Raw genomic sequence first — 20,477 nt, forward strand, 5'->3', positions numbered from 1 at the left:
ATCATCACAGTGTTTTTAATAATTGTCTGACAACAAGAAATGAAACTTGATACATTTATTAACCGTCCGGTGCTTTCGACGGTTATATCAATCTTTATTGTGTTGCTGGGTCTGATTGGACTGTTTGCACTGCCGGTCACCCAGTTTCCCGATATTGCACCGCCCACCATTTCGGTGACCACCTCCTATCAGGGAGCCAACGCCCAGGCTGTGCTTAACTCAGTAATCGCACCTCTTGAGGAATCGATCAATGGTGCCGAAGGCATGACCTACATCGAATCAACAGCCACCAACAACGGTAGCGCCACCATCAACGTGTACTTTGAACAGGGTTTCGACCCCAACATGGCCGCCGTCGATGTACAGAACCGTGTGTCAAAAGCTCAGGGTCTGCTTCCCGCCGAAGTAACGCGCGTGGGCGTCATCACCCAGAAGCGCCAGACCTCAATGCTTCTCGGCCTTACCATATACGACGAGGACGGCACCTATCCCGAAAACTTCATCGAGAACTACGTAAAAATCAATATCATTCCGCAGATCCAGCGTATACAAGGAGTTGGTGACGCAATGGTAATGGGTGCCGACTACTCGATGCGTATATGGCTCAAGCCCGATGTAATGGCACAATATCACCTGATGCCTACCGATATATCGGCCGCACTTGCCGAGCAGAATATCGAAGCCGCTCCCGGTGCATTCGGCGAGCAGGGTAATCAGAGCTTCCAGTACATCATGCGTTACAAGGGCCGCCTCGTAACACCTGAGGAATTTGATAACATCGTAATCCGCGCCAACGAAAACGGCGACGTGCTTTACCTTAAGGATGTAGCCGATGTCGAACTCGGCCGCGTAAGCTACGGATTCCACAACAAGATGAACGGCAAAGCCGCCGTTACGGCAATCATATTCCAGACTCCGGGTTCAAATGCAACCCAGATCATCAACGAGTGTCTTGCCTATCTCGACGATGTAAAGAAAGAACTTCCCAAGGGACTCGGTCTTGAAATCCCCTTGAACAACAACGAGTTCCTCGATGCTTCGATCCATGAGGTTATCAAGACCCTCATCGAGGCATTCATCCTCGTGTTCTTTGTGGTTTACGTGTTCCTCCAGGACTTCCGTTCAACCATCATCCCCGCAATCGCCATCCCGGTTGCATTGGTGGGTACATTCTTCGTCATGAACCTCATCGGGTTCTCGATCAACCTCATCACCCTCTCGGCTCTCGTCCTTGCGATTGCGATTGTGGTCGACGACGCCATAGTGGTGGTCGAGGCGGTCCACGCCAAACTCGATGTGGGCTACAAGAGCGCACGCAAGGCATCAATCGATGCCATGGGTGAAATTGCAGGAGCACTCGTGTCGATCACCCTTGTAATGATGCTCGTGTTCATCCCCGTGTCATTCATGCCCGGCACCTCAGGCGTGTTCTACAAGCAGTTCGGTCTTACCATGGCCATAGCCATCGGTTTCTCGGCTGTCAACGCGCTCACCCTGTCGCCTGCACTTTGTGCCGTGTTTCTGAAAGCCCACGACGACAAGTCGTCGCTTAAGGAGCGAATGGGTACAGCCTACGGCGAAGCGGCCGAAACGATGAAGAAGCGCTACAGCAGCGCATTCAAGCTCAACCTTCCCCCGTTGGTTACAGCACTGTTCCTCATTGCCACAATCACATTCATGGTACTTGGCTGGTACAGCACCGAGTCGATATGGAAACTCGTTGTAGCCTCCATCTGCGCCATCGTCACCATAATGGGTATATTCAGCTCACGCTTCCATGCAGGATTTGAAATCGGTTACAACCGTCTGCTCAAGCTCTACAACTCGGTAACCAAGTTCTTCGTTTCCCACAAGATTACTTCATTCGCCATCGTAGGCGGTTCGATCGCCATCCTTGTGTGGTTGATGAACTCCACCCCGAGCGCCCTCGTGCCCAATGAAGATACCGGAACAATATTCTGTATGGTCGACATGCCCCCGGGCACATCACAGGAGCGCACCGGTGAGGTTCTCGACCAGGTCGACGGCATTATCGGCTCGATACCCGCCGTTCAGTCACGTACAATGATCGACGGTTACAGCTTCATCGCCGGACAGGGTGCAACCTACGGTACATTCATCATCAAGCTGAAGAACTGGAGCCAGCGTTCAAAGGCCGAAAGCTCTGATGCCATAATACAGCAGCTCTATGCTCTTACCGGACAACAGGTGAAGGACGGTCGTGTGATGATATTCGCACCGCCTATGATTACCGGTTACTCGGCAACCAACGGTTTTGAAATCAAGATGCAGGACAAGACCGGAGGCGACATTAACACATTCTTCCAGGTTGTACAAGGATTCCTTGGCGCATTGAACCAGTGCCCCGAAATCCAGATGGCCTACACCACATTCAACCCCACATTCCCCCAGTACCTTGTCGATGTGGATGCAGCAAAGGCAAAGCAGGCCGGCATCAGTCCGTCGACAATCCTCTCCACCCTGCAGGGATACTACGGAGGTATGTACGTGTCCAACTTCAACCGCTTCGGAAAGCTTTACCGCGTTATGATGCAGGCCTCACCTGAAGCACGTGTATCGCCCGAAACATTGAACAACATCAAGATACGCAACGGAAACGAAATGGCATCATTGAGCAACTTCGTGACCCTCAAGCGCATATACGGCCCTGACTTGCTCAACCGATTCAACATGTTCCAGTCGATATCGGTAACCGGACAGCCTACTCCCGGCTATTCGTCGGGTGACGCCATCGCGGCCATCGAGCGCACAGCCGCCGAATACCTGCCCCAGGGCTACGGATATGAATACGCCGGTATGACCCGTGAGGAGGCCAATTCGTCAAGCGGTAGCGCAACAGCTATCATATTCGGACTCTGTCTGCTCTTCGTATACTTGCTTCTATCGGCACAGTACGAAAGCTACATCATTCCCTGGGCCGTTATCCTTTCGATTCCCTTCGGACTTATGGGCTCATTCATCTTTGCCCAGATATTCGGCATATCCAATAACATCTATCTGCAAATCGCGCTAATCATGCTTATCGGACTTTTGGCCAAGAACGCAATCCTCATCGTAGAGTTTGCTCTTGAGCGCCGACGCACGGGCATGTCGATTGTCAATTCGGCCATTGCCGGAGCATCAGCCCGTCTTCGCCCGATTCTCATGACATCGCTGGCCTTGATTATCGGTCTGTTGCCTATGATGTTTGCCGACGGAGCAGGTGCCAACGGTAACAACGCCCTCGGTACCGGTTCAATCGGAGGTATGCTTATCGGTATGATTCTGCAGGTACTCATCGTTCCGGCGCTCTTCGTCACCTTCCAGATAATCCAGGAGAAGATCTCGCCGCTGAAGTGGGAAGACACCGACAACACCGGTATCGAATCGGAAATCGAGCAATACTCTCGCTCTTAACTTAATGCACAAAGGAAAAATCATGAACAATATATCACGTATCGCAATAATGGTTGTAAGTGTGGGAGCTCTTTCGAGCTGCCACATCTACAACAAGTTTGAGATGCCCACCGAGGACAATGCACTGACATCGGAGTATGTGCAGGCCAAGGAAACCGAGGAAAACGCCGAGGCTTTCGGAAACCTTCGCTGGGAAGAGGTGTTCACCGACCCGATGCTTGTCGACCTCATCAATCAGGCTCTTGCCAACAACACCAATCTCAGCAACGCCAAGCTTAACATCGACATAGCTCACGCTCAGCTCAAGGGAGCGCGATTGAGCTACCTTCCCTCGGTGACACTCGCCCCCAACGGTGCAGGTTCGTCATTCGACCACTCCAAGATGTCATGGTCCTATCAGCTTCCTCTCGCAGTGAGCTGGGAGGTCGACCTCTTTGGAAAATTGCTCAACAGCAACCGTCGCGCCAAGCAGGCCCTTCTTCAGAGCGAAGCCTACCAGCAGGCCGTGCGCTCGCAGCTCATCGCCGGTGTGGCCAACTGCTACTATGCAATATCCATGCTTGAAACTCAGCTGAAAATCAGCCGACAGACAGCTGAATACTGGAAGGAGAGCGTACAGATCATGAAGAACTTCAAGCTCGCCGGCCGTGTAAACGAAAGCGCCGTAGTACAAAGCACCGCCAACTACTACAGTCTTCTCGCCTCAATTACCGACCTTGAAGTGTCGTTGAACGAAGCCAACAACACCATGTCGCTGCTCCTCAACGTTATGCCTCAGACATGGAACATCCAGGCCGATGCCCGATTTGAGGCACCCGCCATCATGCGCGAAGGAGTGCCCATGCGCGAACTCGCTTCACGCCCCGATGTAAGAGCGTCGGAACACTCGCTGGCTATGGCCTACTATGCCACCAACCAGGCTCGCTCGGCATTCTATCCCGGCCTCAACATATCGGCCAACGGAGGCTTCACCAACCTCATGGGCTCGATGGTGTCAAATCCCGCCAAGTTCTTCGTTCAGCTCGCCGGACAGCTTACCGCACCGCTATTTGCACGCGGACAGCTCATCTCCAACCTTGAGGCTGCACGAGCACAGCAGGAGCAGGCTATGAACAACTTCGAGTACACGCTGCTCAGTGCAAGTGCCGAGGTGAGCAACGCCCTGATGCTCTACACCAAAAGCAACGAAAAAGCCGACTATCTGAAAAATCAGGTAGAAAATCTTGAAAAATCGGTCGAATATACTCAGGAATTGCTATCTTTGGACGGACGCACCACCTATCTGGAAGTGCTCACCGCCCAGCAGAGCCTCCTCGCAGCCCAGCTGTCGCAGGCAAGCTGCGAAAACGCAAGAGCGCGTGCAGCCATCAACCTGTATCAGTCGCTCGGCGGAGGTCGATAATTTAACTTAAACACTTACAACCATGATTAGTCCATTAGCTCATGTCGACCCGTCGGCAAAGATTGGCAACAATGTCACCATCCATCCATTCGCTTACATCGATGCAAATGTCGAGATAGGCGACGATTGCGAGATAATGCCCTACGCAAGCATAATGAACGGCACGCGCATGGGAAAGCACAACAAAGTCTACCAAGGCGCAATAATCGGTGCCGACCCGCAGGATTTCCGATGGAAAGGTGAGAAGACCTACTGCACCATCGGCGACAACAACGTGATAAGAGAGCATGTGATCATAAACCGAGGCATACGCTCTACAGGATCCACCGTAATAGGCGACGACTGCTTCATTATGGCCGACGCACACATAGGCCACGACAGCCTCATAAAGGGACGCTCGGTGATAGGCAACGGCGTTACGCTCGCAGGCGACTGCACGGTAGGCCAGTGCACCATCCTCTCGTCCAACGCCATCATGCACGAGCGCAGCGAAGTTGGCGACTGGGTGCTCATCAAGGGTGGCTGCCGCATCGTTGGCAACGTGCCCCCTTATGTCATCATAGCCCACAACCCTGCGGTATATTACGGAATCAACGCCGTAATAATGCGCAAGCACGGATTCACCGACGACCAGATCGACGATGTTGCCAAGAGCTACCGTCACATCTACCAGTCGGGAACCTCGGTGTTCAACGCCGTTAAGCGCGTCGAAGCCGATGTGGCTCCGAGCGACATACGCTCCAACATCATCGACTTCATCCGCAACCACGACCTCAAAATCGTTGCAATACCGCTCGATTACGAATAATTCACGATTTTATAACATTTTTTTAGCAGCCTGCCGAAATCACATTCGGCAGGCTGTTTGTTTAATTTCTACAGAAATCGTATCTTTGCACATATTGATTACACATAAACACAATGAACACTTCGCGCCAACTGCTGCTTATAATAAACCCCGTTTCAGGTATTGGAAGCAAAGACACTATTGAGCCTCTCGTGCGCAGTCGACTTGAGCCTCTCGGATTTGAAATCTCCACAGCCTATACCTGTGCCCACGGCGATGCCACTCGCCTTGCCGGGAACGCCGTTGACGCAGGCTTCTACGGAGTAATCGCCGCCGGTGGCGACGGAACGGTCAACGAAACGGCAGCGGCATTGTGTCACAGCAACACGGCACTGGGCATCATCCCCTGCGGGTCGGGCAACGGTCTTGCACGACACCTCGGAATACCCCTCGACCCGTTGAGCGCGGTCAAGATCATAGCCGAAAATCACATCGTGAAGAGCGACTACGGCGCAGTTAATGACATGCCTTTCTTCTGCACTTTCGGCGTGGGATTCGATGCCGCCGTAAGCAGCAATTTCGCCCGACAGCATCGTCGAGGAAAACTCGCCTACATAAAAAGCGCAATCTCGGAATACATCAAATTCCATCCTCAGGTATATACAATAAGTGCCAACGGGCACATTCTTACCGAAAAAGCATTCCTGATAGCGTGCTGCAACGCATCGCAGTATGGCAACAACGCATATATAGCTCCCACTGCGAGCATAACCGACGGACTGCTCGACATCACGATCATCCACGCAGGCACGCCGTTTGACACCGCCCTCGTGGGTATGGATCTATTCACCGGATACATTAACTCAAATACCATGATACACACTTTCAGAGCACCGTCGGCAGTAATATACCGACAAAGCGAAGGACCCGCGCATCTCGACGGAGAACCGGTGACCATCGACGACACCATGGCAATAAAATGCCATGCCAACGCACTGCCTATATTCACCCCCTCGCGTGAAATTGAATTCCGACCCATCATAACACCGATTGAAAACGCACTCAAGGACTTGGCCAGCTCATTTAACCGTCTAATAGCCCGAAAAGTGTGACATTCCAACCAATATCAAACCAATAAAACCTACTTTTTCATCTAATACCGGTACTTTTTTTTAAATAATTTTGCTTAATCCCGAAAAATTCAGTAACATTGTGCATCGATACCTTAAAACCGAATTATATCCTAACAATTTTATATAATGAGTTATCTTAAATTTGATAAAAACCTCATGATTAACCTCGAGCAATCTCTTCCAAAGGAGATGCTGCGCACTAATCAAGCCGGAGCTTATCATTGCTCATCTATCGTAGGATGCAACACCCGCAAGCAACACGGCCTGCTGGTAATTCCTATAAAAGAGATGGACAATAAATCATTCGTCATGCTGTCATCGCTTGACGAAACGGTAATTCAGCATGGTGCCCCGTTTAATCTTGGGTTACACCGGTATTCCGGTGGAGTATACAGTCCCAAAGGACACAAGTACATTCGTGAATATGACTGCGAAAGCGTTCCGCGCACTACCTATCGTGTAGGAGGAGTTATCCTTACCAAGGAGATGATATTCATCTCTCAGGAAAACCGAATACTGATCCGTTACACGCTCGTCGACGCACATTCGGCCACCACACTGCAGTTCCGTCCGTTCCTCGCTTTCCGCGAGTCCAACGAGCTCGTAGTCCAGAACGGTAATCTCAACCAGAATTACAACGAAGTCAACAACGGCGTGTCGTTCTGCCTCTACGACGGGTTCCCCACACTATACATGCAGTTCAACCATAAGCCCACTTGGGTATCACAGCCCAACTGGTACAACGGCATCGAATATGTCAAGGACCTTGAGCGCGGAGTTCCCTATACCGAGGACCTTTGGGTGCCCGGATATTTTGAAATCCCCATCAATAAGGGTGAATCAATCATATTCTCGGCCGGAACTACCGAAGCATCGCCTCGCTCGCTCAACAAGATGTATGAAGTCGAGCTCGCAAGCCGCACATGCCGCACCAGCTTCTACAACTGCCTGAAGAACGCAGCCAAGCAGTTCTACATCAAGGACGAAGACGGCGAGTTCATCAAGTCGGGCTATCCCTGGGGACCCATCCGCGCACGCGACACATTCATCGCCCTGCCCGGAACCACTCTGGCCATCAATCATGAAAATGACTTCCATGACATCATGGCAACAGCCTCAAAGGCGCTGAACAACTTCATCGACAACGAAACACTCGACTCGCGCATACACGGAATCGACCTCCCCGATGTGCCGCTGTGGGCCATCTGGAGCATCCAGCAGTATGCCAAGAACGCAGGCGTTGACAAGGCTCGTGAAAAGTACCTGCCGCTGGCAGCCCGAATCCTCGACTGGATAATCGCCGGCGGACATCCCAACCTTGAAGTGCAGACGAGCGGACTCGTAGCCACCGCCGGTACATCGGTTCCCGTGTCATGGATGAACGCCACCTCCAACGGATGGCCTCTCATACCCCGCTCGGGACTCCTCGTTGAGTTCAATGCTCTGTGGTACAACGCGCTAATGTTCACCTACAACATTTCGGAAGGCATCAAGGCTTACGAAGAGCGCCGCGAGCATTGGGGAACTATAGCCGAGCAGGCCAAGACGGCATTCGTTGACACATTCCTCAACGACCACGGCTACCTCTACGACTACGTAAACGGACACTATGCCGACCTGTCGGTGCGTCCCAACATGGCAATCGCAATCGGACTTGACTACTCGCCGCTCGATCGCCGTCAGCGCAAGGGCGTGCTCGATGTAGTGACCCGTGAGCTGCTGACCCCCAAGGGACTACGCACATTGTCGCCCAAGAGCTACGGTTACCAGCCGTTCTACCTCGGCTCGCCCGAAGAGCGCGAACGCGCCTACCACAACGGCCCGGCACGCCCATGGCTGATGGGCTCCTACGCCGACGCCTACATCAAAGTGTTCGGCATGAGCGGTGTAAGCTATATCGACCGAATGCTCATCGGCTTCGAGGAAGAGATAAGCAACGGCTGCATAGGCACCATTTCACAGCTCTACGACGGCAACCCGCCCTTTACCGGACGAGGAGCAATTTCACAAGCGACCAATGTCGCCGAAGTTCTCCGCACACTCCGCAACCTTAAAAAGTTAAACATGTAATCATCCTTCCATGAAAGCATTAATGTTTGGATGGGAATTCCCACCTCATATCCTCGGCGGTCTTGGCACTGCCAGCTACGGTCTCACCAAGGGAATGTGGGAGTGTGGCAATATGGACATCACATTTGTAATTCCCAAACCGTTTGGCGACGAGGACAAGAGCTTCGCTAAAATAATAGGCGCGTCACAGACTCCCATAGCTTGGCGCGATGTAAGCCGCGAATATGTCGAGAGCCGCATCGGTAACGTTATGAACCCCGATGAGTACTTCCGTCTTCGCGACCACATTTACGCCGATTTCAACTATATGCGCACCAACGATTTGGGCTGCATTGAGTTCTCAGGCCGTTATCCCGACAACCTGCTGGAGGAAATCAACAACTACTCCATCTGCGCAGGCGTAATCGCCCGCACCGAGGAGTTTGATGTAATCCACTCCCACGACTGGCTCACCTACCCTGCCGGCATACACGCAAAGCAGGTAACCGGAAAGCCTCTCGTGATTCACGTGCATGCAACCGACTTCGACCGCTCGCGCGGCAATGTAAACCCCACGGTCTACAACATCGAACGCGACGGAATGCTTCATGCCGACCACATCATCACAGTGAGCAACCTCACCCGCAACACAGTCATCGACAAATATGGCATCGACCCCGCAAAGGTGACCACCGTACACAATGCCGTGACTCCCCTTAGCGAAGAGCTGCTCAATGTAAATCCGCCCCGCTCCAAGGAAAAAGTAGTTACATTCCTCGGCCGTATAACCATGCAGAAAGGCCCCGAGTACTTCGTGGAAGCTGCCGCCCGCGTGTTGAAGAACAATCACAACGTGCGATTTGTGATGGCCGGAAGCGGCGACATGATGGACAAAATGATAACCCTCGCGGCTGAACGCGGAATTGCCGACCGGTTCCACTTCCCCGGATTCCAGAAAGGCAAGCAGGTTTACGAAATGCTGAAGGCAAGCGATGTGTACGTGATGCCCTCCGTATCTGAGCCCTTCGGTATATCGCCTCTCGAAGCCATGCAGATGGGTGTTCCGTCAATCATCTCAAAGCAGTCGGGTTGCGCCGAAATCCTCACCAATGTCATCAAGACCGACTACTGGGACATCGACGCCATGGCCAATGCCATATATTCGATTGTCACCTATCCCGCAATGCACGCGCAGCTGCAGGAGGACGGCTTGAACGAAGTGAACCAGATAACCTGGGACAAAGCCGGAGCAAAGGTGATCGACATATACAACCGTGTGCTTCACCGCAATTAACCATAACGCCAATAAACACAACAAAAACTTATAATAAACCACAAGCTCATGAAAGCTATTTGTTTTTATTTCCAGATTCATCAGCCGTTCAGGCTCAAAAGATATCGTTTCTTCGACATAGGCAACGACCACTACTACTATGATGACTTCGCCAACGACGACATCATCACCCGCATAGCTCATCGCAGCTACATCCCCGCAGCCGAGGCCCTGCTTAGAATGATCGAGCAGACAGGAGGAAAATTCCGCTGCGCACTATCCATCACCGGAACTGCCCTTGAGCAGTGCGAGCAGTACGTGCCCGAATTCATCGACCTGCTCAAGAAGCTTGCCGATACCGGAAAGGTTGAATTCCTTGCCGAAACCTACGCTCACTCTCTGTCATCGCTAATCGATCCCGAAGAGTTTACAATGCAGGTACGCGCTCACGACGACAAGATCTACGAGCTGTTTGGCCAGCGCCCCAAGGTGCTTCGCAACACCGAGTTGATCTACTGCGACGAAATGGCACCCATGATCTACGAAATGGGCTACAAGGGCTGCATAACCGAAGGCGCAAAGCACATCCTCGGATGGAAGTCGCCCAACTATGTCTACTCGGCCGCCTCATGCCCCAAGCTGAAGCTGCTTCTGAAGAACGACAAGCTCAGCGACGACATCTCGTTCCGTTTCAGCAACCCCGAGTGGGACGCTTACCCCCTGACCGCCGACAAGTATATCGACTGGATTGCATCGACTCCCGCCGAGGAGCAGGTAATCAACCTGTTCATGAGCCTCGAAACATTTGGCGAGCTTCAGCCGAGAGAAAGCGGCATCTTCCAGTTCCTTGAAGCACTTCCCCGCTTCGCCGCCGAACGCGGAATCGACTTCTGGACTCCCTCGGAAGTTGTGTCAAAGTGCAAGGCTATCGATTCGCTCAGCGTACTCTACCCCATTTCATGGGCCGACGAAGCTCGCGACACTTCGGCTTGGCTTGGCAACAAGCTCCAGAACGAAGCCTTCAACAAGCTCTATTCGGTAGCTGAACGCGTACGACTCTGCTCCGACCGCCGACTCAAGCAGGACTGGCAGTATCTCCAGGGAAGCGACCACTTCTTCTATATGTCGACCAAGCACATGAACGATGGAGCCGTACATGCAATGTTCAGCCCCTATGAAACTCCGTTCCAGGCGTTCACCAACTACATGAACGTGCTTGCCGACTTCATCGTGCGCGTCGAAGAGCAATATCCCCTCTCGATCGAGAACGAAGAGCTCAACTCGCTGCTCACAACAATCCGCAACCAGGCTACCGAAATCGAGGTGCTGAACAAGGAAGTGGCATCAATGCGCAACAACCTCGAGCACTACGACGAGGAGCACGCCAAGCGTGAAGCTCTCGCAGCCGAGGAAGAGAAGAAAAAAACTGCCAAGAAAAAAGCCGCTCCCAAAAAGGAGGCCGACAAAAAGGAAACTCCTAAAAAGGCAGCTACCAAGAAAACGGCTAAAAAAGAGGAATAAATACTAACGCAATAGCCTCCGGGCTCGGAACCAAAATTCCGGGCTCGGTTTTTTAACAGCGCCTCTACTCAACTCATCACGCATGATGAATGTTAATATTAAGATATAGCGTAACGATTAACCAATTTATTCAATTATAACAATGCTTAGCAACAAAGTACAAAGCGCTCTCAACGCGCAAATCAATGCCGAGTTCTGGTCGGCCTATCTCTACCTCTCAATGGCTTGCCACTTCGATGCCGAAGGAAAGCCCGGAATCGCCAACTGGTTCCGCATCCAGTTTCAGGAAGAGCAGGCTCACGCACAGATATTCATGAACTATGTCAACGCCCGTGCAGGTCGCGTTGAATTGAAGCCCATCGACGCAGTGCCCACCCAGTGGGAATCACCCATCGCAGCTTTTGAGAACACTCTCGAGCACGAGCGCAAGGTGACTTCACTTATCAACGACCTATATGCACTCGCCGAAGCAGAGCATGACTACGCTACACGCGACCAGCTCAACTGGTTTGTTAAGGAGCAGGTTGAGGAAGAGGACACCGCCCGTCAGCTCATCGACAAGTTCAAATTAATCGGCAACGACGGCATGGGACAGTACATGCTCGACCAGGAGCTCGCCTCAAGAGTTTACAACGTTCCCTCTCCCCTCGCACAGGCTTGATACAAAGTAAATATTACAACAAAGGCTGCCCGCCAATCGCGGACAGCCTTTGATTTTTTCAAGATTTCAATAAGGCGCTGACACCTTAATCTTCATTCTTATTCCTTTCCTTGGCTTTAGTCTTTGACTTTGTCGAAGAGGAATCCATGTCCTTTTCCTCGGCAAGGTCTATCTCATTTTTCTTTGAGTCTATGACTCTGTACTGCAAATAGGCCAACGATTGATCGGGCAATATCTTGAAGCGGCTGCCAAACTCCATCTTCCACTTTCGATAGAGCGACAATAAGCCCTTTTTAAGATATGCATCAACGTAGGGATGCACATACATCGTAAATCCGCTTTCATGCAGATTATTAATCAGGTAGTCAAGCTTCTCCTTCAATACATCGGTAAACAGCAACGACGGCTGCACCTCGCCTTTTCCGTAACACGACGGGCATTTCTCTGAGGTGACGATGTCGAGAGCCGGCCGCACGCGCTGGCGGGTTATCTGCATCAACCCGAATTTACTCAACGGCAGGATATTGTGCCGGGCGCGGTCATTGGCCATAACCTCCCTCATGTGTTCGTAAAGAGCCTGTCGATGTTCCGACTTGTTCATGTCGATAAAGTCTATCACGATAATGCCGCCCATGTCACGCAGCCTCAACTGGCGCGCTATCTCGTCGGCCGCCCTCAGATTGACCTCAAGGGCATTGCTCTCCTGGTCATTGGAGGCCTTCGAGCGGTTACCTGAATTTACATCGATTACGTGAAGCGCTTCAGTGTGCTCTATAATGATATATGCGCCCGATTTGAACGACACCGTCTTACCAAACGACGACTTTATCTGCTTGGTGATGTTGAAGTGGTCGAATATCGGTTCATCCTTGGCATAGAGCTTTACGATGTCGGCACGATCGGGAGCTATGAGGTCGACATATTTCTTTATCTGACCGTAAGTTTCCGCATCGTTGACATAAATGCTTTCAAACGATGGACTGAACACATCACGCAACATGCTCACAATACGACTTTCCTCCTCAAATATTAGCGACGGAACGGTCGACGACTGGGCCTTGGCCACTGTATCTTCCCAACATTTCAACAATGTCTTCAATTCATGATTCAGTTCGGCCACTCTTTTTCCCTCGGCTGAGGTGCGCACTATCACGCCGAAATTCTTGGGGCGGATGCTCTCTACGAGCTGGCGCAGACGAAGTTTCTCTTCGGTCGTCTTAATCTTTTGCGATACCGATATCTTATCGCCGAAGGGGATGAGTACAAGGAAGCGTCCGGTAAACGTTATCTCGGTAGTCAGTCGCGGACCTTTGGAGGATATGGGCTCTTTTGCTATCTGAACCATCAACTGCATGTCCTTTTCAAGGACATCGGTCACCGAACCGTGCTTGTCGATGTCAGGGAGGAGCTTCATTTTTGACACTTGTGGCAAGTGTTTCTTGTCGTCAAGCGCTTGCTTGACAAACTGGTAGTAGGATGAGAACTGGGAGCCTAAGTCTAAGTAATGAAGAAACGCGTCTTTTTCGTAGCCTACATCAACGAATGCGGCATTCAATCCCGGCATGAGCTTCTTGACTCGTGCCAGATAAATGTCGCCCACTGCGTAGGAAATGTTTCTCGACTCTTTCTGGAGCGATACGAGCCGGGAATCCTCAGTCAAGGCGATTGACACCTCGGTGGATTGTACATCTACTATGAGTTCACTTCTCATTTCTTAACTGCCACCCTCTAATGAGTGCCGAGCCACGGTGGCGATGACTCTTTATTATATACGCTGAGAACAAACGTGACTGGGTCAATTACGTTGGGCGACTTGATCAAGTTTGTTCTCGAGTATATACGTTTTTTTAATTGTCAATCGAAGAATATTGAATTATTTCTTCTTATGACGATTCTTTCTAAGGCGTTTTTTGCGCTTGTGAGTTGCCATCTTGTGGCCTTTTCTTTTCTTTCCGCTTGGCATTTTTACGCTGTTTAAAGTTAATAATATGGGTTATATAAAATCTCTAAAGTTGATCATTACTTCACCTCTTCCATGAAGACCTTGGCAGGCTTGAAAGCGGGAATCTTATGTTCCGGGATAATGATGGTGGTGTTCTTTGAAATGTTGCGGGCGGTCTTCTCCGAACGAGTCTTTACGATGAAGCTGCCAAATCCGCGGAGATATACATTCTCTCCATGTGCCAAAGAATCTTTTACAATCTCCATGAACTTTTCGATAGTCTCAAGTACATTAGCTTTTTCGATACCGGTTGTCTTAGAGATTTCGTTTACGATGTCGGCTTTAGTCATTTTTTCTACTAAATTTTATGATTATAATAATTACAATATTATTGACTGGCAAAACTCTTTGCGTCCAAACATTAGACTCCGTGATTTTTGCAACTGCAAATATCGCACTTTTTTTTCAATTAGACGCAATATGCTCGGCAATTTTTAAATAAAATTCTCAAATTCATACTCTTAGACAATGTTTTCACAATGTCACTTCTCCACATAACGAGCATTCAAGGTACTTTCGCACATCGGCGGCTTCAAGTCCGAGTCCGAAAAGATACATCATCTTCGTTATGGCCGCTTCAGCTGTCATGTCGTGACCCGATATTACGCCGGCAGCAGCAAGACGGTCGCCGGCCACATAACGCTTGGTGTGTACTCCGCCGTTGACACACTGCGTTATGTTCAATATCACGATGTCACGATTCACTGCGTCACGTATGGCATCGGAAAACCATTGCGAAGTGGGCGCGTTACCGGCTCCGAATGTCTTAAGCACGATGCCCTTTATGCCGGGAGTGTTGAGCTGGTGGCGAAGTATCTCCTCGGTTATGCCCGGATGTAGGTCGAGAAACATCACGTTTGAGTCCATTGCGTAACGCACCTTCAGCGGACGCTTGACAATGGCGCGCATCAACGACTCCTCGTTGAAGTGTATGCCAAGGCCTATCTTCGCAAGCGATGGATAGTTGTTGCTCTTGAACGCATTGAAGTTATCGGCGCTCATTTTGGTTGAGCGGTTGCCACGCCAAAGATAGTTCTCAAAGAGTATCGCAACCTCCTGCACCATGGGGGCGCCGCTTATGTCGGTAGCCGCAGCTATTTGCAATGCCGTTATGAGGTTCTCCTCGCCGTCGGTTCTCACTTCGCCTATAGGCAGTTGCGAGCCGGTTATAATTACAGGCTTGTGAAGATTCTCGAGCATGAACGACAACGCCGAGGCCGTATAGGCCATGGTGTCGGTTCCATGAAGCACCACAAAACCGTCAAAGCGGTCAAAGTTGTCCTCAATCGCCTTGGCTATCTCCATCCAGCATTGCGGATTCATGTCCGACGAGTCGATAGGCGATTGAAACTGTATGTTCTCGATTCTATAATCGAGCATCTTTATCTTGGGCACATTGTCGATCAGGTGCCTGAAGTCAAAGGGTTGCAACGCATGAGTCTGCGGATTCTCAATCATTCCGATTGTTCCTCCGGTGTAGACTATCAGTATATTGGGTTTGCGTTCACTGTTCATTGTTAGAGGTCGGGGAGTTAGAGGATTATATTGCATCGTAACCCTTATTTAACCTGTGCTCCGGGCACCACGGGAGCAGTCGGGCCCATGACTACAAGGCGGCCGTCGGGATTCTCGGCCGACAGGATCATGCCCTGCGACACGATGCCGCGCAGCTTGCGGGGTGGCAGATTGGCGATGAAGCACACCTGCTTGCCCACAAGGTCTTCAGGCTCGTAGTACTTTGCGATTCCCGACACGATGGTGCGCTTCGACATTCCGTCGTCGATAAGGAACTGCAGCAGCTTGTCGGCCTTGGGCACCTTCTTGCACTCAAGCACGGTGCCTACTCGCAGGTCGGCCTTCATGAATGTGTCAAAGTCAACATCCTCGGCCTGAGGAGCCACTGTCCACGCATCGATCATGTTCTGGCGCTTGTTGTCCTCAAGACGCTTTATCTGTGCTTCGATTGCGGCATCCTCGATTTTGTCAAAGAGCAATTCGGCCTCGCCCAAGTGGCGCCCTGCGGGAATAAGGTCGTTACGGCCCAGCTCGTCCCAATTTATCTCGTTCATTCCGAGCATTCCGCGAAGCTTCTTCGACATGAAAGGCATGAACGGCTCAAAGGCCACGGCGATGTTGGCACACATCTGAGCTGCTACATTGAGTATTGTAGCCGTGCGCGCCATGTCACTCTTGGCCACCTTCCAAGGCTCGGTTTCCTGAAGATATTTGTTTCCGAGGCGGGCTATGTTCATCGCATCCTTCAATGCCTCTCTGAAATGGAAGTTGTCGAGATTGTCGCTCAACGAGCTCTTTATCGACTTGAGTTCGGCAAATGCGTCATTGTCTATCGGCTGATATTCTCCGGCGGCGGGAACCTCTCCGTTGAAGTATTTGTGAGTGAGCACCACGGCGCGGTTCACGAAGTTTCCGAGAATGGCCACAAGCTCGCTGTTGTTGCGGGCCTGGAAGTCACGCCATGTGAAGTCGTTGTCCTTTGTTTCGGGAGCGTTGGCTGTGAGCACGTAACGCAGCACATCCTGCTTTCCGGGGAAGTCCACGAGATACTCGTGAAGCCACACCGCCCAGTTGCGCGAAGTCGAAATCTTGTCACCTTCGAGGTTCAGGAACTCATTGGCAGGAACGTTGTCGGGCAGCTGGAAGCCGTCGCCGTAGGCCATGAGCATTGCGGGAAACACAATGCAGTGGAACACAATGTTGTCCTTGCCTATGAAATTGATTATGCGGGTTTCGGGATCTTTCCAGTAAGTGGCCCATGTGTCGGGGAGCAGCTCCTTGGTGTTGGAGATGTAGCCTATCGGCGCATCAAACCACACATAGAGCACCTTTCCCTCGGCACCCTCCACGGGCACGGGGATTCCCCAGTCGAGGTCACGGCTCACCGCACGGGGCTGCAAGCCCATGTCGAGCCATGATTTGCACTGGCCGTACACATTGGTCTTCCACTCCTTGTGACCTTCAAGAATCCACTCGCGCAGAGCGGGTTCCCACTTGTCGAGGGGCAGATACCAGTGCTTGGTTTCACGCATCACGGGCACACTGCCGGTTATCGCGCTCTTGGGCTCGATAAGGTCGGTGGCGTTGAGCGATGTACCGCAGGCTTCGCACTGGTCACCGTAGGCGCGTTCATTTCCGCAATGAGGGCACTTGCCCACAACGTAACGGTCGGCAAGGAACTGCCCGGCCTCTTCGTCGTAAAGCTGCATCGATGTGTTTTCGATAAACTCGCCCTTGTCATACAGACGGCGGAAAAACTCGCTTGCCGTAGCCGAATGCGTGTCGGAAGTGGTACGTGAATATACATCAAATGAAATTCCCAGCTCTTCAAACGAATCCTTGATTATCTTATGGTACCTGTCGACAATGTCCTGAGGGGTCACGCCTTCGCGACGGGCCTTTATTGTGATGGGCACTCCGTGTTCATCGCTTCCGCCTACGAGCACTACATCTTTGCCGCAAAGCCTGAGGTAACGCGCATAGATGTCGGCCGGAACATATACACCGGCAAGATGACCTATGTGAACGGGACCGTTGGCATAGGGTAATGCGGTGGTTATCAAGGTACGTTTGAATTTCTTTTCCATTGTATGATTACATTTTTTATTTCAGAGTACAAAATTAGCTTTTCTCCGTGAAATAATAAAATAGCCGAGGTTACAAATTATCTCAATTTCATGCGTTTAATTGCCGCAAAGGCTCTCATTAGCAACGCGTTTGTCGCATCCGAGAGCCTTTTGCTATACATTTTTCATCAACAGCTGCTGTTTTGCGTCACAATTGCAACCATTTGATGCGATTTAATTGCAAGATTATTTTTTTGTAACTTTGCCGCAAATTATATCTGCAATATCGTTCTTAATCATGGATAATCTGCCTCAGGACCCGGCTATGCTGTTCAGTTTCATAAACATGAAACTGCGTGACGAATATCCCTCGCTCGACGAGCTGTGTGCATCGCTCGACATCGACCGCAAGCTTCTCGAAGAAAAGCTCAACGCGGCCGGATGGGAGTATAACCCCGAAGCCAACAAGTTTTGGTAATGGCCGCCGTCAATCGGTGAGCAAGAGCTCAACGGGACAATGGTCGGCGCCATGGATTTCGCTGTGTATGGCGGCGCCTTCGAGCCTCGGCAACAACCGCTCCGATATCAGGAAATAGTCGATGCGCCATCCGGCGTTACGTTGTCGCGCCTTATAGAAATAGCTCCACCATGTGTAAGCCCCCGTGGCATCGGGATGCAGGTAACGGAACGTGTCGACAAATCCGGCCTGAAGAAGCAGCTCAAGCTCGCGGCGCTCCTCATCGGAATATCCGGCCGACCCCCTGTTTCTGTCAGGGTTGACCAAATCGATGTCACTGCGGGCCACGTTCAAGTCACCGCACACTATTACAGGCTTCTCCTTGTCGAGCGACATGACATATTCGCGGAAACTGCGTTCCCATGCCACACGATAGTCAATGCGCTTCAGTCCCTCCTGTGAATTTGGAGTGTACACGTTGACCAGGTAGAAGCCGGCCATTTCAAGCGTGACAACACGCCCTTCGTGATTGTGTTCCTCGACACCTATGCCGTAACGCACCGACACAGGCTCGATGCGGGTGAATATGGCCGTTCCCGAATACCCCTTCTTATCGGCATAGTTCCAATAGGAATCATATCCGTCAAACGACAAATCAATCTGCCCTTCCTGCAGCTTGGTTTCCTGAATGCAGAAAAAATCGGCATCCAACTCCTTGAATACATCCTTGAATCCCTTGCCGCAACAGGCCCTGAGCCCGTTGACATTCCATGATATGAATTTCATAACCGTAACGCTTATTCTATTTATTATAATAACGGATAATCCACGCCTTTGATTCGCGCAGTTACTTAAAATCGAAGCGGCCGCCCACAATGGAGCGGCCGCAATTATGAGTTGTCAAAATATCGACACTATACTTCAGCAAGAATCGTCTGAGCCGATGCCGGAGGAGGAGTGGGTCGTGCTTCCCAGCCCAATGCACTTGCGCCGAGCACGGCTGCGTCACTCTCCTTAAGTTCCGAAAGCAAGAGCTTGGTCTTTCCCTTGAACATGTTGAGCATATTGCGGTCCATCGACTCCTTTATAGGCTTCATCAGCAGCTCGCCTGCGCGGGCAAGTCCGCCAAAGAGTATGATTGCCTCAGGGCTCGAGAATGCTACGAAGTTGGCAAATGCGCGGCCCATGATTTCGCCCGTGTACTGGAATATCTCGCGGGCAAGCTTGTCGCCGGCAATGGCTGCGTCATATACATCCTTCGATGTGATCTCCTCGATGGGAAGGTCGCGAAGACGCGACGGATCGGTGCGTATCTCAAGGAACTCACGCGCTGTGCGTGCAACCCCTGTTGCCGAGCAGTAGGTTTCAAGACATCCGGTGCGTCCGCATCCACACATGCGTCCGTTGGATGGCTTCACAATCACGTGGCCCAGCTCGCCGGCAAATCCGTCGTGGCCGTAGACAAGCTGACCGTTGACAACGATGCCGCTTCCTACTCCGGTTCCCAAGGTTATCATGATGAAATCCTTCATGCCGCGTGCCGCGCCGTAAGTCATTTCACCGATAGCTGCCGCGTTGGCATCATTTGTAACGGCGACAGGCACACCGAAAGCTTCGGTGAGCAGCTTGGCAAGAGGCACAACACCCTTCCAGGGCAGATTGGTGGCGTACTCGATGGTTCCGGTGAAATAGTTGCTGTTGGGAGCTCCTACACCTATTCCGTGAATTTTATCTTTAGCATCGTGAGCCTCGATAAGCTTGTTTAGGGCTGTCTTGAGCTCTTCGATATAATCCTCGATATTGGCATGCTTGCCTGTCTTTATCGAGTTACTTGCTATTACGTTTCCTCGTGCGTCAACTATACCGAATACGGTATTTGTACCGCCTATGTCGATTCCTACAACATAAGGTTTGCTCATAATTGTACTTGTGTATAAGTGGTTAATATTTGTAAGTCCTATGACAAAGACATAGTCAAAGATACAAAATAATTTGGACTATCGTTAAAAATTAACCAAAATAAAAAGGAAACAACCGTTTATAACGATTGTTTCCTCTATTTTAGTGGCGGGAGCAGGACTCGAACCTGCGACCTTTGGGTTATGAGCCCAACGAGCTACCACTGCTCCATCCCGCGATGTCGTTTTGTGAGTGCAAAGGTAGGCATTTTGGCCGTTACCACCAAATATACTCG

General features: G+C 51.1%; 15 protein-coding genes and 1 tRNA gene. 9 read left to right on the plus strand and 7 right to left on the minus strand.

Going from position 1 to position 20,477, the window contains the following annotated elements; translation table 11 throughout:
• Nucleotides 1-39: 39 nt before the first annotated feature.
• The 8 genes from E7746_RS09840 (at nt 40) to E7746_RS09875 (ending at nt 12,243) form a co-directional block, all read left to right on the plus strand.
• The gene (locus E7746_RS09840) at nt 40-3,417 is read left to right on the plus strand and encodes an efflux RND transporter permease subunit (RefSeq protein WP_136410689.1); all 3,378 of its coding nucleotides are present in this window, start codon (nt 40-42) and stop codon (nt 3,415-3,417) included.
• A 22-nt stretch (nt 3,418-3,439) separates the two neighbouring features.
• The gene (locus tag E7746_RS09845; protein ID WP_168184359.1) at nt 3,440-4,819 is read left to right on the plus strand and encodes a TolC family protein; all 1,380 of its coding nucleotides are present in this window, start codon (nt 3,440-3,442) and stop codon (nt 4,817-4,819) included.
• Between the two features lie 22 nt (nt 4,820-4,841).
• Nucleotides 4,842-5,627, plus strand: coding sequence for an acyl-ACP--UDP-N-acetylglucosamine O-acyltransferase (gene lpxA, locus E7746_RS09850; RefSeq protein WP_123396232.1), 786 nt, complete (start codon nt 4,842-4,844; stop codon nt 5,625-5,627).
• A gap of 113 nt (nt 5,628-5,740) precedes the next feature.
• Nucleotides 5,741-6,718: a diacylglycerol/lipid kinase family protein gene (locus tag E7746_RS09855; protein WP_123396231.1), complete on the plus strand. Its 978-nt coding sequence runs from the start codon at nt 5,741-5,743 to the stop codon at nt 6,716-6,718.
• Between the two features lie 147 nt (nt 6,719-6,865).
• Nucleotides 6,866-8,809 carry a glycogen debranching enzyme N-terminal domain-containing protein gene (locus E7746_RS09860; protein ID WP_136410690.1) on the plus strand — a complete coding sequence of 648 codons (1,944 nt, stop codon included), beginning with the start codon at nt 6,866-6,868 and terminating at the stop codon, nt 8,807-8,809.
• A 10-nt stretch (nt 8,810-8,819) separates the two neighbouring features.
• Complete coding sequence (locus tag E7746_RS09865; RefSeq protein WP_135947205.1) at nt 8,820-10,082, plus strand: glycosyltransferase family 4 protein; 1,263 nt, start codon at nt 8,820-8,822, stop codon at nt 10,080-10,082.
• A 48-nt stretch (nt 10,083-10,130) separates the two neighbouring features.
• Nucleotides 10,131-11,582, plus strand: a complete 1,452-nt coding sequence (locus E7746_RS09870) for a glycoside hydrolase family 57 protein (RefSeq protein ID WP_135947204.1) — start codon at nt 10,131-10,133, stop codon at nt 11,580-11,582.
• 142 nt (nt 11,583-11,724) lie between these two features.
• A complete protein-coding gene (locus tag E7746_RS09875; RefSeq protein WP_135947203.1) occupies nt 11,725-12,243 on the plus strand; it encodes a ferritin in 519 nt (172 codons plus the stop codon).
• An 85-nt stretch (nt 12,244-12,328) separates the two neighbouring features.
• On the opposite strand, the gene E7746_RS09880 is transcribed toward E7746_RS09875, so the two are convergent.
• The 4 genes from E7746_RS09880 to metG all read right to left on the minus strand — a co-directional run bounded on the left by E7746_RS09880 (nt 12,329) and on the right by metG (nt 17,847).
• On the minus strand, nt 12,329-13,954 hold the full coding sequence (locus E7746_RS09880; RefSeq protein WP_123396226.1) for an Rne/Rng family ribonuclease: 1,626 nt from the start codon (nt 13,952-13,954) through the stop codon (nt 12,329-12,331).
• Between the two features lie 308 nt (nt 13,955-14,262).
• On the minus strand, nt 14,263-14,535 hold the full coding sequence (locus E7746_RS09885) for an HU family DNA-binding protein (RefSeq protein WP_123396225.1): 273 nt from the start codon (nt 14,533-14,535) through the stop codon (nt 14,263-14,265).
• 184 nt (nt 14,536-14,719) lie between these two features.
• Nucleotides 14,720-15,760 (minus strand): asparaginase, encoded by a 1,041-nt coding sequence (locus E7746_RS09890; protein WP_135947202.1) that lies wholly within the window; start codon nt 15,758-15,760, stop codon nt 14,720-14,722.
• 44 nt (nt 15,761-15,804) lie between these two features.
• A complete protein-coding gene (metG, locus tag E7746_RS09895) occupies nt 15,805-17,847 on the minus strand; it encodes a methionine--tRNA ligase (protein WP_123396223.1) in 2,043 nt (680 codons plus the stop codon).
• A 277-nt stretch (nt 17,848-18,124) separates the two neighbouring features.
• On the opposite strand from metG, the gene E7746_RS09900 reads away from it, so the two are divergent.
• Complete coding sequence (locus tag E7746_RS09900) at nt 18,125-18,304, plus strand: DUF4250 domain-containing protein (RefSeq protein WP_123396222.1); 180 nt, start codon at nt 18,125-18,127, stop codon at nt 18,302-18,304.
• A 9-nt stretch (nt 18,305-18,313) separates the two neighbouring features.
• Here E7746_RS09900 and E7746_RS09905 read toward each other — a convergent pair whose 3' ends face one another.
• From E7746_RS09905 to E7746_RS09915, 3 genes are all read right to left on the minus strand, one after another.
• On the minus strand, nt 18,314-19,069 hold the full coding sequence (locus E7746_RS09905; protein ID WP_136410691.1) for an exodeoxyribonuclease III: 756 nt from the start codon (nt 19,067-19,069) through the stop codon (nt 18,314-18,316).
• A 128-nt stretch (nt 19,070-19,197) separates the two neighbouring features.
• Nucleotides 19,198-20,202 carry an ROK family protein gene (locus E7746_RS09910; protein WP_136410692.1) on the minus strand — a complete coding sequence of 335 codons (1,005 nt, stop codon included), beginning with the start codon at nt 20,200-20,202 and terminating at the stop codon, nt 19,198-19,200.
• 146 nt (nt 20,203-20,348) lie between these two features.
• Nucleotides 20,349-20,420, minus strand: a tRNA-Met gene (locus tag E7746_RS09915).
• Nucleotides 20,421-20,477: the final 57 nt, after the last annotated feature.

Origin of the sequence: Muribaculum gordoncarteri (genome assembly GCF_004803695.1) — a bacterium.
Classification (GTDB): domain Bacteria; phylum Bacteroidota; class Bacteroidia; order Bacteroidales; family Muribaculaceae; genus Muribaculum; species Muribaculum gordoncarteri.